Source organism: Nitrospirota bacterium (assembly GCA_040757335.1).
Taxonomy (GTDB): Bacteria; Nitrospirota; Nitrospiria; order 2-01-FULL-66-17; family 2-01-FULL-66-17; genus JBFLXB01.
The window spans coordinates 15,272-28,090 of sequence record JBFLXB010000030.1 but is presented as its reverse complement, the minus strand read 5'-3'; the positions used below and the strand labels follow the sequence as shown (position 1 = coordinate 28,090).

Sequence of the window (12,819 nt, the reverse complement as noted above, 5' to 3'; positions counted from 1 at the left end):
ATCGGATACCCGGATAGCGCCGCGAGTCTACCACCTCGGCGCTGGGACGGACAAGCCGGAGGTTCCAGGGCCGATGAAACGTCGGGTGCGGCCGCTGTCCTTGGCGTGCTAGAATGGGCCATGCGGTACGCACGTTGGTCGGTGTTCGTCGGTCTCATGAGCGCGCTGTGCGCGTGCGGAACAGCCGGAACCGATCTCCCGGAGCAGACCCGCCTTCCTGCGCCAGCCAATCTCACGATTCAGACCGCCGGTCTCAGCGTGACCCTCTCGTGGGAACCGGTTGCGGGCGCCTCATCGTATCTTGTGTATTGGGCGCAAGCCCCCACCGTCACGACAACATCTGGCACGCAAAGCAGAACATCCGCCCCCCCGTATGTTCACCAAGCGTCTGAATTCGGCGCGACTCTTGCCTACGTCGTCATTGCGGTCGACGACCGAGGAGTGCCTGGTCGGCCTTCGCCGGTCGTGACCATCACGCCATCAGGCCCGGATCCGGAAGCGCCCCAGAATGTCCGGGCCATCGCCGGGGATCGCCAGGTCACACTCGATTGGGATCTTGTCGAAGGGGCCACCGGATATCAAGTCGAGGTAGTCAGCGAGTTCGGTAAGTTTTCGGTCCCCGATCCCGTCATGCCCCCGTTCGTCCATAGTTCCCTCCTCAATTGCGCCCCAACCTCGAACCCTGCCTGCGCCGGGTATCAGTACCGCATTCGCGGTCAATTCGGTAATTCCTTCGGACCCTGGTCGTCCGCCGTCACTGCCGTGCCGATGCCGGCCACGCCTGGAAGCCCGGTGTTTACCGATGTCCGGGCCCGGATCGTTATCGTGAAGACCGAAGCGAATCCGATCGGGACGCCCCAAGGAGCCGTCCAGCTGTCATGGTCGGAGACCGAACATGCGCGGGAGTATCGGATTTACGTGAAGACACTCCCGGACGGGCTGGAGCAACAACTCAGCGCATCTGATGGTTCCCCACTCCGAGAGAACCGCTACGTCCACATGCCGGCGCAATTTGGAGTGACCTACGCCTACCGGGTCGAAGCCATCAACGACGGCGTGGCGAGCCCGCGCATCGATGAAGGAACCGAGTCAGGGCGCCCGCTCCCCCCGGACGAATCACTCGCGTTCGTTCCCGTCCCGCATACGCCTGGTGCGGTCTACCCTTATGTGATCCGTGGATTCGATGGTTCGAGTGAATCCGCCGATATTCAGGTAGCGAGCATCGAACCACCTGACTCGCCCTACGCCCGGGACTTGTCCTGGACGCCGCCGACCGGCGGAAGCCTCATGGGCCAGCGGCTGTATCGCGCCCCGACATCCACGAGCCCGTTTGAACTGATTGCGACCTTTGCCGATCTCACGACGTCGACCTACCGCGACGAGGTGCTTGCGCCAAATCCCGCGCCGACCGGACTGGCGGTGACCCTTCAGAATGCGGAGGTGCTCGTCAGTTGGAGCCCGATCAGCCCCGCACGGTCAGGGTACCGACTCTACTGGTGGGAACAGGACGGGGGGGGTGCGCTCCGGATGGGATCGACGCCCGTTCTTGCGACAGCTTACCGATATGGCGAGTTACAGAGCGGAGTACGGTACACGTTCGCGGTACAAGTCGAAGGCTCCCCCGCCGTATCACACAGCCTCTCGGTGCCCTGATCGATTAGGGCGGCTGGACGCGCTCCCACAGCGCGAGAAACGCGTCGAGTACGTCGTCGGTCAGGGGTGCATATTCGCACGGAGTGAGCGCAACGCGGGCCACGGCCAGCCGGCCGTCGGCGTCGCGTCGGAGGTGCACGGTGGACGGTCCGGGCAGTCCGAACGCCTGCGCGGTTCGAACCGCCAACTCCTCGACCTCGGGCTCCCCTTTTCGGCGCTCGACTCGCGGCGCGGAGGCAGGGTCGCCGACATCCAGCTCGTGCACCGCGCAGACGAACGACTCGTAGGGCATCCTTCCATCCCGACACACCGTGACCTCGAACCATTGCACGCCGTGCATCGGGGGTGGTGGGAAGACCGCGGACTCCCACACGTCGATACCCGCACGTCGTAGCAGGGAGGTCATCTGCCGCGTGCTGACGATGTCCTCGACGATGACGGGTTCCGGAATAAAAACTGCGGCGCCAAGCCGGCGGAAGTCCTGACTCCGCCGCGCGATGGGCAGCCATTCAACGTCTCGCGTGGGAACCAGGAGAGTGGTCCGCTCTCTCCCAACCAACATCAACAACTCGTCGACGAATCCGGGGTGATCTCCACGCGACACGATATAGAATTGATTGACGTGCTGCGGGTGAAATTCCTTATCCGCCCCGACCACGAGCCAGCCCCGCCGTTTGAACGCGTCCACGGCATGGCCGGCCGCCCGTGTGCCCACACCCGTGATGACCACCCTTTTGATCAACCGTCTAATCACCCACCGGTCCCGCGTTACGGTTTTCGCGTATCAATCCAAATAATTCAAAAGATATGCCCACCCTCAGACACCACGTTTTCACTCGGTCGGATACGTGCCAGATTCCTGGTTCCACGGGGATGATCCGACGCCGGGTTTCCGGCAACCTTGAACCCATACACAGCTCTTTCCTATAATGATCTTACATTGTTGCAAAGTCCCGGAGCAAAGAGTGTAAGATGGAACCGATCGAGCTAAATGACCCCGAAGCCATCGAAGAGCTGCTCGGCAAGATTTCACTCCACGGCAAGGGGTTTCGTACCGACTGCTTGCTCGCCGACGTGTACGAGGCCGGCCTGACCTATCCCGACTTCCTGAAGGCCCAGGGAACGGACCCCGACGCGAGATACGGGGATCAGAGTCCCGCGTGGGCCAACTACCACGTCCGCCAAGGCAAGAAAATCTTCGCGGTCTACGGCGGCACGGGATCCGTTCGCCGGATCCACACCACCGACACCCCGTAACGGAGAACCGTGTTATTCGACCGGGACAACCAATGGCGATTTACCACGATCGCCAAAAAGCGCGGACAAGCCGCGCTGGAAGGCGAGGAGGCGTTGATCGCCCAGGCCATGGATCTCCACCCCGAACTGGACCCGCTGTGGGAGCTCGGCGAGCTCTCCGCCACGCCCCAGGAAATCAACGGCACCGTGGTGAATCCGTTTATCCATACCGCGTTGCACGTGCTCATCGAAAAACAATTGACCGAAAAATCGCCGCCTGAAATCACCGATACGCTGGCCACGCTGCTCCGGCGCGGGGTGGATCGCCACGAAGCGGTGCACGCCATCGCGTCCGTGTATGCCGATCTGTATTTTACGAGTTTCCGGCGCGGGCAACAGTTTGAAGAAGGCACCTACGCCGAGTTGCTCAAGCAGCTCGCACTCCCTCCCGAGTAGGAGAAAGGTTCCCGACGGAGTTTATTCCGACTGCCCGGGTTTGAGGGGCTCGTGGCAGCGCTCGCAATGCTGGTTGTCATACGAGTTCTCGTACCGACATTCCGGGCAGATCAAGCGTCGCGACTCCCACGCCTCCGACGGAAATTCGTAGAGGCATCCTTCGCAAAAGCTCGACCGGGTGACGTTCTCCCGGCCGCAGCGTGGACAGACAACGAGCATCACCCCGCGCCTCGAAAGGCAAAAGGCCAGCCCCCTTCCCGGGTGGCCGGCCTTTTCGCGTCCTTCGCGTCCCCTAAAACTTGTGGAAGCCGAGCTTTGAAATCTCGTAGCCCGCCACAACCTCCGTGATCGGCACCATCTTGATCGCGTGATGTTTGGCCAGGTTGTCGCAGATGCCCACGCAAATTTCGCATCCTTTGCAGCGATCCACCGCCACGTACGCGGTGTTGCGCTTGACGTCGTAGTTAATCGTATTGGACTCTGGACAGAACTGGGTACAAAGCCGGCAACTCGTTTTTGAACAGATATCGACATCGATCTGCGCCACTGCGTACATGCGTCACTCCTGTCTCAAGGTACTGCCGACTAACGACCAGCCGCAGCCAGGGTATTCGCCGCGGCCGCCTGAGTCGCCGTGAGTTCGTTCCATCTGTGATCCAGCGCGTACTTGTGCGCCGCCTTGATCACATCCATGTTCTTCTGAATCAACTCCACTTTCTTGCCGAATTTCTTCTCGATCACGTTGTCGAGCGAGGCCGTGCCTCCCGACACCACGAAGCCCTTCCCGAGGAAGCGCTCCTTGACCGACTGTTCGAGCGAGGCCAAGTCGGGCAGGCCGATCGTCCCAGCAACCGCGCCCACCATACCCATGTTGGTGGCCAGCTCGGTGCCGCCGATCTCCGCCGCCAGCTTGCTGGCCGGGACATAGAATACTTTGGCCCGTTTTTCGCGAAGCTCGCGCTCCTGATCCGGTTCGAGTTCCAACGGATGTTCGGAGTTGATCAACACCACGCCGTCGTCTTTCAGGCCCGAATAGAACGGCATGGTATACGACTTCCCGTGAGTGATGACCTGGGTGTGGAAGATCATAATGACGTTCGGGTAGATGATTTCGCCGATCTCAAAAATCCGGCCCTCGGCGACGCGCACGTAGCTTTCCACCGGCGCCATGCGCTTTTCCGACCCGAAGAAGGGCACGAGGGTGCTTTCTCCCCCCGCGATGATGACCCCGTTGCTCATCACGTGCGACGCCGTCACCACGCCCTGCCCGCCGATGCCGGCCATCCGGATGTTATACCGCTTCATAACGCCCGCTCCTGTTGTCCTCGACGCTGTCGTCCAACCACGTTTACGCCTTCGGCCCTGCCACGGCTTTCGCCTTTTTCTCCTGCTCGATCCGTTCCAAGTAGGCCTTGGCTTCGTCGGAGATAATCTCCATGAAGCCGTAGCGATCCTTCTCCACCGCCCGTGCGTCGTCCATCACTTTCGGGGTCGGGATCGCGTATTCGATGTTGCACGACGTGTAGGCCTGCACGTAGGTCGGTCCGACCTCGCGGGCGATCAAGACCGCCTTGCGGATGGTATTCGCGATTCGGGTCGGATTGGTCGGAGCGAGACGGGCGATGTACGCCACGCCGGCCGTCTTCGCGAGACCGATCATGTCCATCTTCTCAAACTTCTTCCCGTGGGGCGCCATCTTGAGCACCACGCCCTTATTGGTCATGCCGCTTTCTTGGCCCCCCGTATTCCCATACACCTCGTTGTCGAGCATCACGGTCGTGAATTTTTCCTTGCGGAACCAGGAGTGCATTACGCAGCTAAACCCAATGTCGGAAAGTCCGCCGTCGCCGGCCATCACCACGACGTCCTTTTGTTGGTTGGGGAACCGGATTCCCAATCCCCGCTTCAGACCGGACGCCACGCCGTTGGTGTCGCCGTAGTTGCCGTAGATGAAGGGAATCGACGCCTGCGACAGCGCGAGACGGCCGCACCCGGCGGTGCCCAAAATGACCGTATGCTCGGGAGCCGGCAGGCCGATCAGCGCCGTTCGGATGAACAAGGTCATGGCGCACCCCGCGCACATCGGGTGCTCTTCAAGGATCTCTTTGAATGTCCCCATCTCGCTGACCTTGACTTCACGGCCGTAAGGTCCACGCTCGACCAGGTCAACGTACTCCTTGGGCATATAGGACTCAAAGCCGGGCGAAATCTTTAGTGTCTCGAGTGACATGAGTCTTCTCCTCTTGGCTTTCGCCGGTTCAAATCGACAACGGCTTGTCCGTCAACCGAGCCTCGTTGGGCGTCTTGTAGAGGTACTCCAAGATCAGCTCCGTCGGCATGGACATCCCGCCGAACACCCTGGGCCCCGAAACAATCTCGGCCTGGGTGTGCCCGTACAACGTCGACCGGACTTCTTTGGCCAGCCAACCGACACAGTTAAACTCCGGAACAATGATGCGCTTGGCGTGCCGACACGCCTCGATCAGCTCCTGAGTCGGCCAGGGCCGCAGCGACCGAATCTTCACCAGACCGATGCGGTCCCCCCGTTCAGATGCCTGTCGGACCGCCTCGCGGGACTGCGACACCGCGCTGCCCGACGCCACGATCATAGTGTCCGCGCCCGGATTGACTACTTCGATCAGCCCGCCCATATATTTCTTCACCCACGGCCGCGCACGGTCGACGGCCGCCCAGATCTCCTGCTGCCAGGACGCGTGCATCTGATAGCTGATGAAGTTGCTCTTCTGGATCGGCGCGTCGCGCGAAAGGCGGGCCGGGGGGTTCTCGTTGTCCATCATCGGCACCGCTTCGTGATAACAGTCGCGCGGAGGCAGCTTGATGTCTTCCGGAGGCAACTCGACCCACCCACGGGCGTGCGTCACGAAGAACCCGTCCACCGCCACCGCGGCAGGCAACGTCACCTCGCACTTCTCCGCGATGACGTACGCTTTGAGCGGAAAGTCGTAGAAATCCTGCTGGTTTTCTGCGTGAAAAACCAGAATGCCGCAATTGAGGAGATACGACAACTCAACGTTGTCCGGCTGGATCGCCAATGGCGCGTTGATGACGCGGCACATCACCATGAGGAGGAGCGGCATGCGGCCCCCCGGCCACGAGGTGATCACCTCCATCCCGCGCATCAGCCCCGGTCCCGCCGTCGCGGTCAGCGCGCGCACGCCGGATCGCGAAGCTCCCGCCACCGCGGACATCACGCCGTATTCTTCTTCACCCCGGTAGTAGTCCTTGAGATACCCTTCGGCGTAGAGGTACCCGACCTGCTGCATGGTTTCGCTCTGCGGCGTGATCGGATACGAGATCGCGATATCAACGTTGGCCCGACGAATGGCTTCTTTGGCGGCCTCGCTGCCGGTAATAAAGGTCTTGGTGCGGGGCGCTTCGAAAAAGAGATGTTCGGGGGTCACCACCCGTTGTTTGGCGGCCTTGCTTTCCTTTTGTTCCTTCTTGGGGGCTTCGGTCGTGGTAATGACGTCGCCCTGGGGGTTCGTTTTGACTTCGGTCTCGAGCCCTTCAGCCATGACTCACTCCTCGTTTTCGTCCAGCCCCGCCACGAGTTCGTGGGCGAAGTCCGGCGCCGCCGACGCAATCGCCTCGCGCTGTTTTCTCCGCTGGTCCCGCTCCGCCTCTAGTTCGCGCTTGCCGTTCGGCGTCAGGGCCCACGGCGTGATGCCCTCTTTTTTGACCTGCCGCAACGCCTTGACCATCTTCTGCAGCTTCTCGGTCCCGCATTTCGGGAGCGAGACCATCGCGTCTTCGTGCCCGGCTTCCGCGCACAGCGCGATGGTGTAACAGTTCGTGCCCGCGCGGACCATTTTCAGGGTCACGTTCGCAAAATGACAATGCACCCCCACGAAGATGCACGCCTCGATCTTGTTGTGCCAGATTGTCAGGTTGGGATGGCAGGGATTAATCACGGCTTCGGGATCGATCTTGGGGTAAATCGGCCGGTAGTCCGGCATGGGGATGATTTTGACCCCCGGGATCTCGGCTGCGATCTCCAGGACCACGCTGGCTTTTTCCTGCGTGTGCTTGTTCCATCCCCAGACCACGAGCGGACCCGGAAAGAGCGTCGGATTCCGGCGCGTGAGCATGGCCCGCGCCGCCGCCTTCAGGGCCAGGTCTTCCGCGGTCAGGACACCTTCGACCAATCCCTCGCCGTCCTGGGGGAGCACCACCCCCATTGCGGACGCCGAAGGAGGCAGCAGCCCCTCAGGACCGGGTAGGACTTGATAACGCAATTGACTTGTCGCACTCGACATGGGGGACGGCTCCTCTCACCTCGCGTGTTCCGACCAAACTCACTGATTCACAAACGCAAAACCCGGGGTTATCTCGGGGTACAATATCGAATTCTTAACCCCGCGTCAATTCTGCAGAAGACCTAACGAAGAGCTAGGACTTTCGGCCCCATGCCTCCAAGGCAAAGGAGGACCGGAGCCCCACTATAACGACCCAGCCAAAACCTTGTCAACGTGAACCGCCTCGGCGTTCGACTCCGTGATCAGGGCCGCTTTTTAAGAAGTTCTCCCGCGAAGCGGAGGCTGTTCAGGAGTGGTCAGATGCAAGGCGCTGCGAGCACCGGACCGGAGCGTACTAAGTGCGGACGCGAGGACCGGCTGCGCAGCGGCAACGCCGCAGATGGCCGCTCTTGGACAGCCTCGCTAGTAGCTTTCGCGCTCGGAAGGAAACTTGCCCGCCATCACTTCCTCACGATAAGCGGTCAGCGCGGCGACGGCGGCCTCGCGGAGATTGGCGTACCGCTTGACGAATTTGGGGCTGAACTCGTCGAACAATCCCAGGAGATCGTGCAGCACCAGGACTTGGCCGTCGCACCCGGGACCCGCCCCGATGCCGACCGTGGGAATCGAGAGCGCCCGCGTGATCTCTCGCGCCACCGCCGTGGGCACGCCCTCGATGAGCACGGCGAACGCGCCCGCGTCTTCCGCGCGTTTGGCGTCGTCAAGCAACCGTTGCGCCGTCCCCGGCGTCTTGCCCTGCACCTTGTAGCCGCCCATCTTATGGACGGATTGCGGCGCGAGCCCGAGGTGCGCCATCACCGGAATGTCGGCGGCCGCGATCGCCGCCACCCGCGACATCATCGCCGGCACGCTCTCCAGCTTGACCGCGGCGGCTCCGCCTTCCTGGAGGAACCGGCCGGCGTTGCGCACCGCTTCCTCGTCGGAGACCTGAAACGACATGAACGGCATGTCGCCGATCACGAGCGCACGCCGAACTCCGCGCGAGACCATGCGGGTGTGGTAGATCATCTCGTCCATGGTCACGGGCAACGTGGTCTTATGCCCCTGGATCACGATCCCGAGGGAATCGCCCACGAGCACCACGTCGATCCCCGCGTCGTCGACGATACGCGCGAAGGGATAGTCGTACGCGGTCACCATCGTGATCCGCCGCCCCTCGGATTTCCGGCGTTGGAGATCGGGGATTGTGACCCGGTCGGACACCGTCATCCCAGACGCGCGCGGTCGAGAATTTCGGGAATGGCTTGATCCGCGCCCACCGCCATGATGTGCACGCCGTGACACGCGTCGCGGATCTGCGCGATCAAGCGGACGGCGATTTCGATCCCGACCCCGAGCGCCTGCTCTTTGCCGGCGGCCGCCAGTTCGTCGATCAGCGCTTGGGGCACCGAAATACCGGGAATGTTCTTGTTCATGTATTCGGCCATTTTGGCCGACTTGAGCACCACGATCCCCGCGAGGATCCGCGCGCCCAGCGGGCGCGCTTTTTCCATGAACGCCGTGAAGCGATCCGGGTTGTACACCGCCTGGGTCTGGAAAAACCGGGCCCCCGCGCGAAGTTTCTTTTCGAGGCCCGCCAGTTGCCCATCGGGAGGCTGCATCTCGGGGCTGACCGCGGCCGCGGGGAAAAAATCCGTCGTGCCCTTCAAGGCGTTGCCCGCAAGATCCTTCCCGCCGTTGAGACCGTTCACGACTCCGAGCAGTTGCGCCGCGTCCAAGTCAAACACCGGCTTGGCATCCTTATGGTCCCCCACCGTGGGGTCGTCGCCGCGCAGGCACAACACGTTGCGCACGCCCAACGCGTGCGCCCCCAACAGATCGGACTGGATGGCCAGGCGGTTGCGATCCCGCGTGGTCATCTGCAGCACCGGGTCGTGCCCCTGCTCATAGAGCAACCGACACATCGCGAGCGACGACATCCGCATCACCGCGGCCTGATTGTCGGTCACGTTGATGCCGTGGACGCGGCCCAACAGCCCCTTGGTCCGGGCCAGCACCGTGGTGACGTCCGTCCCCTTGGGGGGCTCACATTCTACCGTGACCGCGAAGTCCCCGGCCTCGACCACTTCACGCAATCGCCGCATGCTCCCTCCTTCGGAGGCCGTCCAGGAAAGGCCATCTGCTGCGTTGCCGCTGCGCTTCCGGTGCTCACGTACAACTCAGTACGCTGCGCTCCGGTGCTCGCGGCGCCTTGCATCTGGCGCTTTCCTGAACGGCCTTAGCTGGTCAAATCTCCGATAGTCTCCTAGACCATCCGGCGCGTTTCGCGGCCGGACACGCCATCCTCAATGGCGATGGGACCCAACGTCCGCGGCCATCGACGCTGCCAGCAGCGTGTTCTGCATGAGCATCGCGATCGTCATGGGGCCCACCCCCCCCGGCACCGGCGTAATCCACGACGCCTTCGGCGCCACCGCCTCGAAATCCACGTCACCGACCAACCGACCGTCGGGTAGACGGTTGATTCCGACGTCGATCACCACGGCTCCGTCCCTGACCATCTCGCCGGTGATGAACCGCGCCTTGCCCATGGCCGCCACCAAGATGTCGGCCCGTCGGCAGACCTCCGCGAGATCCGGCGTCTTGGAATGACAGACCGTGACGGTCGCGTGCCGGTGCATCAACAGGAGGGCGGCCGGCTTGCCGACCAGATTGCTGCGCCCCACCACGACCGCCGTCTTCCCTTCGATCGGCAGTTTGTAATAGTCCAGCATCGTCAACACGCCCGCCGGGGTGCACGGCACGAACCGCGGTTCCCCCATCAGCAGTTTGCCCATGTTGAACGGGTGCAAGCCGTCCACGTCCTTGTGCGGAGACATCGCGCTGAGAATGGGCTCGCTCCGAAGGGGTTTCGGCAACGGCAACTGAACCAAAATGCCGTGAATCGAGGGGTCGTCGTTCAGTCGATGGATTAGGCCCAACAACTCGTCCTGCGACGTGGCGGCGGGCAGATGGTGGCCGATGGTGTGCATGCCGAGTTCTTCACACGTCCGCTGCTTGTTGCGCACGTAGACGTGTGACGCCGGGTCGTCCCCCACGAGTACGGTCGCCAGTCCGGGCCGAATGCCCTTGGCTTTGAGCGCTTGGACGCGCCCGGCCACGTCCTCTTTGACCGCCTTGGCCACGACCTTGCCGTCAATCAATCGCGCCGCCACCCGTCCCTCCCTTCTTGCTCACTTTCATCGATCAATGATCAATTCGCCCCCCGAGCGGATGACTCGCTGCTCCGTGACGATCACCGACATCCTCACGTCGTGGCCGAGCGATGGAATCGTCGGAACGATCTGACATTCGAACGCGAGCGCCACGACCGGAATACCCGGTCCGACGCCGGCCAGCAGCCGGTCATAATAGCCGGCACCCCAACCGAGCCGATTGCCGCGTGGGTCGAACGCCACCCCCGGGACCACCACCGCCCCAAGGGCCTCGATCGCCACGGGGACCCTCGCCTCCGGAGGGGGTTCGGGAATACCGAACGGGCCCGGCACCAGGGTCACGCCGTCCACGAGTTCGGTCAGGAGCAAACGCCGCTCAGCCGGAACGGTCACGGGCACCACCACCCGGACACCCCGGCGGCGGGCTTCGGTCACCATGCCTTGGGTCGAAACTTCGCTGCCCACGGACAACGAGAGATGGATCGTGCCCGCCTCGCGGAGTTCCTCCAGGTTCCAGAACCGTTCGCTGATCGCCCGGCTGAACTCCGTGCGGGTCTCGGGCGCGAGTTGGTCTCGTCGAGCCAACACCGCCCGGCGCACACGTTCGCGCTCTTCAGCGGCACCCACGGCGGCGCCAGGATAGCAAGCCCCTGGGGAACAATCAAGCGGGGCACGGCACGACCAGCGGACGACTCACTCCTCCGGAGGCTCTTTTCGCCAGGCTCGGAGGCGGCGTTGGATGTCTCGTTCGTGGCCTTCGTCGCTCGGGTCGTAGTAGCGACGTCCCACCAGTTGATCGGGGAGATACTGCTGCGCCACGACGTGGCCCGGGAAGTCGTGCGGGTACCGGTAGCCTTCCGCGTAGCCCTCGGCCTTCATCAGCTTGGTGGGGGCGTTGCGAAGATGGAGGGGGACCGGGAGCGTGCCGGTCTCTTGGATTTCAGCGGCCGCCCGGCGGTACGCGACGTAGCTGGCATTGCTTTTCAGAGCGGACGCCAGGTAGGTGGCCGCGTGGCTCAACGGGATCCACCCCTCGGGCAGGCCCACCGCGTGAAAGGCCTGCAACGCGGCCACGGCCACGACCAGACCTTGCGGGTCCGCATTGCCCACGTCTTCGGACGCGAAGATCACCATGCGGCGCGCGACGAACAACGGATCTTCCCCGGCCTCCAGCATCCGCGCCAGCCAATACACCGCGGCGTCGGGGTCGCTCCCGCGCAGACTCTTGATGAACGCGGAAATCACGTTGTAGTGCTCTTCGCGTCCGTGGTCGAACAGCAGCACGCGATGCTGCGCGGCTTCACGCACCTCGGCCGGATGGAGCACGCATCGACCGTCGGTCATCGGACACAGGGCGACCGCCTGTTCGAGCAGGTTCAGCGCGCGCCGCGCGTCGCCCTCGGCCCACTCCGCGATCTCGGCCAACAACGCGTCGTCGCACACGACGTGAAAATCCCCCAACCCGCGCTCCCGGTCATGAACCGCCCGACGCAGCACCGCCACCACTTCCTCGACGCGCAGGGGTTTGAGCGTGAGCACCTTGCAGCGCGAGAGCAACGGCGCATTAACTTCGAAGCTGGGGTTTTCCGTCGTGGCGCCCATCAGCACGATGGTGCCGTCCTCCACGTGCGGCAAAAACGCGTCCTGCTGGCTGCGGTTGAACCGATGAATCTCGTCAACGAAGAGGATCGTGCGCTCCCCGCGTTGCCGCCTGACGCGCGCCTCGGCCACGAGTTCACGGACTTCTTTGACGCCGGACAACACGGCGGAGAAGAACACGAACCGGCACTTGGTGCTGGTGGCGATCAGGTGCGCGAGCGTGGTCTTGCCGGATCCCGGCGGCCCCCAGAAGATCAACGACGGCGGCTGGTCCGTCTGCAGCACCATGGACAAGAACTTTCCTTTGCCCACCAGGTGCTCCTGCCCCACGAATTCTTCCAGACTCCGGGGCCGCATCCGCTCGGCAAGCGGCGGGCGGGGCTCAGCGGATTGCGGTGAGTCGGCGGCGAACAGGTCCATCGAGACGGGATGCTACCACAGAA

At 63.0% G+C, this 12,819-nt stretch carries 14 protein-coding genes; 3 read left to right on the top strand and 11 right to left on the bottom strand.

Annotation, left to right across the window (positions count from 1 at the left end; genetic code table 11):
* Positions 1-120: 120 nt before the first annotated feature.
* Positions 121-1,653, top strand: coding sequence for a fibronectin type III domain-containing protein (locus AB1451_13990; GenBank protein MEW6684005.1), 1,533 nt, complete (start codon positions 121-123; stop codon positions 1,651-1,653).
* 4 nt (positions 1,654-1,657) lie between these two features.
* Here the strand turns inward: AB1451_13990 and AB1451_13985 are convergent, their stop codons facing one another.
* Positions 1,658-2,407 (bottom strand): hypothetical protein, encoded by a 750-nt coding sequence (locus AB1451_13985; protein ID MEW6684004.1) that lies wholly within the window; start codon positions 2,405-2,407, stop codon positions 1,658-1,660.
* A 218-nt stretch (positions 2,408-2,625) separates the two neighbouring features.
* Between AB1451_13985 and AB1451_13980 the strand changes: the two genes are divergently transcribed.
* Complete coding sequence (locus tag AB1451_13980) at positions 2,626-2,910, top strand: hypothetical protein (protein MEW6684003.1); 285 nt, start codon at positions 2,626-2,628, stop codon at positions 2,908-2,910.
* A gap of 9 nt (positions 2,911-2,919) precedes the next feature.
* Complete coding sequence (locus AB1451_13975; GenBank protein MEW6684002.1) at positions 2,920-3,345, top strand: DUF1841 family protein; 426 nt, start codon at positions 2,920-2,922, stop codon at positions 3,343-3,345.
* Positions 3,346-3,637: 292 nt separating this feature from the next.
* On the opposite strand, the gene AB1451_13970 is transcribed toward AB1451_13975, so the two are convergent.
* The 10 genes from AB1451_13970 to AB1451_13925 form a co-directional block, all read right to left on the bottom strand.
* Positions 3,638-3,901 carry a 4Fe-4S dicluster domain-containing protein gene (locus AB1451_13970; protein MEW6684001.1) on the bottom strand — a complete coding sequence of 88 codons (264 nt, stop codon included), beginning with the start codon at positions 3,899-3,901 and terminating at the stop codon, positions 3,638-3,640.
* Positions 3,902-3,930: 29 nt separating this feature from the next.
* Positions 3,931-4,650 carry a 2-oxoacid:acceptor oxidoreductase family protein gene (locus AB1451_13965; protein ID MEW6684000.1) on the bottom strand — a complete coding sequence of 240 codons (720 nt, stop codon included), beginning with the start codon at positions 4,648-4,650 and terminating at the stop codon, positions 3,931-3,933.
* Positions 4,651-4,693: 43 nt separating this feature from the next.
* On the bottom strand, positions 4,694-5,575 hold the full coding sequence (locus AB1451_13960; protein MEW6683999.1) for a thiamine pyrophosphate-dependent enzyme: 882 nt from the start codon (positions 5,573-5,575) through the stop codon (positions 4,694-4,696).
* A 28-nt stretch (positions 5,576-5,603) separates the two neighbouring features.
* The gene (locus AB1451_13955) at positions 5,604-6,881 is read right to left on the bottom strand and encodes a transketolase C-terminal domain-containing protein (protein ID MEW6683998.1); all 1,278 of its coding nucleotides are present in this window, start codon (positions 6,879-6,881) and stop codon (positions 5,604-5,606) included.
* Positions 6,882-6,884: 3 nt separating this feature from the next.
* Positions 6,885-7,622, bottom strand: a complete 738-nt coding sequence (locus AB1451_13950; GenBank protein ID MEW6683997.1) for a carbon monoxide dehydrogenase beta subunit family protein — start codon at positions 7,620-7,622, stop codon at positions 6,885-6,887.
* 402 nt (positions 7,623-8,024) lie between these two features.
* Positions 8,025-8,825 carry a 3-methyl-2-oxobutanoate hydroxymethyltransferase gene (panB, locus tag AB1451_13945; GenBank protein ID MEW6683996.1) on the bottom strand — a complete coding sequence of 267 codons (801 nt, stop codon included), beginning with the start codon at positions 8,823-8,825 and terminating at the stop codon, positions 8,025-8,027.
* A 2-nt stretch (positions 8,826-8,827) separates the two neighbouring features.
* A complete protein-coding gene (locus tag AB1451_13940) occupies positions 8,828-9,706 on the bottom strand; it encodes a methylenetetrahydrofolate reductase (GenBank protein ID MEW6683995.1) in 879 nt (292 codons plus the stop codon).
* 201 nt (positions 9,707-9,907) lie between these two features.
* Positions 9,908-10,777, bottom strand: a complete 870-nt coding sequence (folD, locus tag AB1451_13935) for a bifunctional methylenetetrahydrofolate dehydrogenase/methenyltetrahydrofolate cyclohydrolase FolD (GenBank protein ID MEW6683994.1) — start codon at positions 10,775-10,777, stop codon at positions 9,908-9,910.
* A gap of 24 nt (positions 10,778-10,801) precedes the next feature.
* Positions 10,802-11,404: a 5-formyltetrahydrofolate cyclo-ligase gene (locus tag AB1451_13930; protein MEW6683993.1), complete on the bottom strand. Its 603-nt coding sequence runs from the start codon at positions 11,402-11,404 to the stop codon at positions 10,802-10,804.
* A 66-nt stretch (positions 11,405-11,470) separates the two neighbouring features.
* Positions 11,471-12,796: a replication-associated recombination protein A gene (locus tag AB1451_13925; protein MEW6683992.1), complete on the bottom strand. Its 1,326-nt coding sequence runs from the start codon at positions 12,794-12,796 to the stop codon at positions 11,471-11,473.
* Between the last annotated feature and the right edge of the window lie 23 nt (positions 12,797-12,819).

Coding starts and splice junctions, on each gene's coding strand:
- AB1451_13990 (MEW6684005.1), top strand. CDS start 121: ATGCGGTACGCACGTTGGTCGGTGTTCGTCGGTCTCATGAGCGCGCTG.
- AB1451_13980 (MEW6684003.1), top strand. CDS start 2,626: ATGGAACCGATCGAGCTAAATGACCCCGAAGCCATCGAAGAGCTGCTC.
- AB1451_13970 (MEW6684001.1), bottom strand. CDS start 3,901: ATGTACGCAGTGGCGCAGATCGATGTCGATATCTGTTCAAAAACGAGT.
- AB1451_13965 (MEW6684000.1), bottom strand. CDS start 4,650: ATGAAGCGGTATAACATCCGGATGGCCGGCATCGGCGGGCAGGGCGTG.
- AB1451_13960 (MEW6683999.1), bottom strand. CDS start 5,575: ATGTCACTCGAGACACTAAAGATTTCGCCCGGCTTTGAGTCCTATATG.
- AB1451_13955 (MEW6683998.1), bottom strand. CDS start 6,881: ATGGCTGAAGGGCTCGAGACCGAAGTCAAAACGAACCCCCAGGGCGAC.
- AB1451_13950 (MEW6683997.1), bottom strand. CDS start 7,622: ATGTCGAGTGCGACAAGTCAATTGCGTTATCAAGTCCTACCCGGTCCT.
- AB1451_13940 (MEW6683995.1), bottom strand. CDS start 9,706: ATGCGGCGATTGCGTGAAGTGGTCGAGGCCGGGGACTTCGCGGTCACG.
- AB1451_13925 (MEW6683992.1), bottom strand. CDS start 12,796: ATGGACCTGTTCGCCGCCGACTCACCGCAATCCGCTGAGCCCCGCCCG.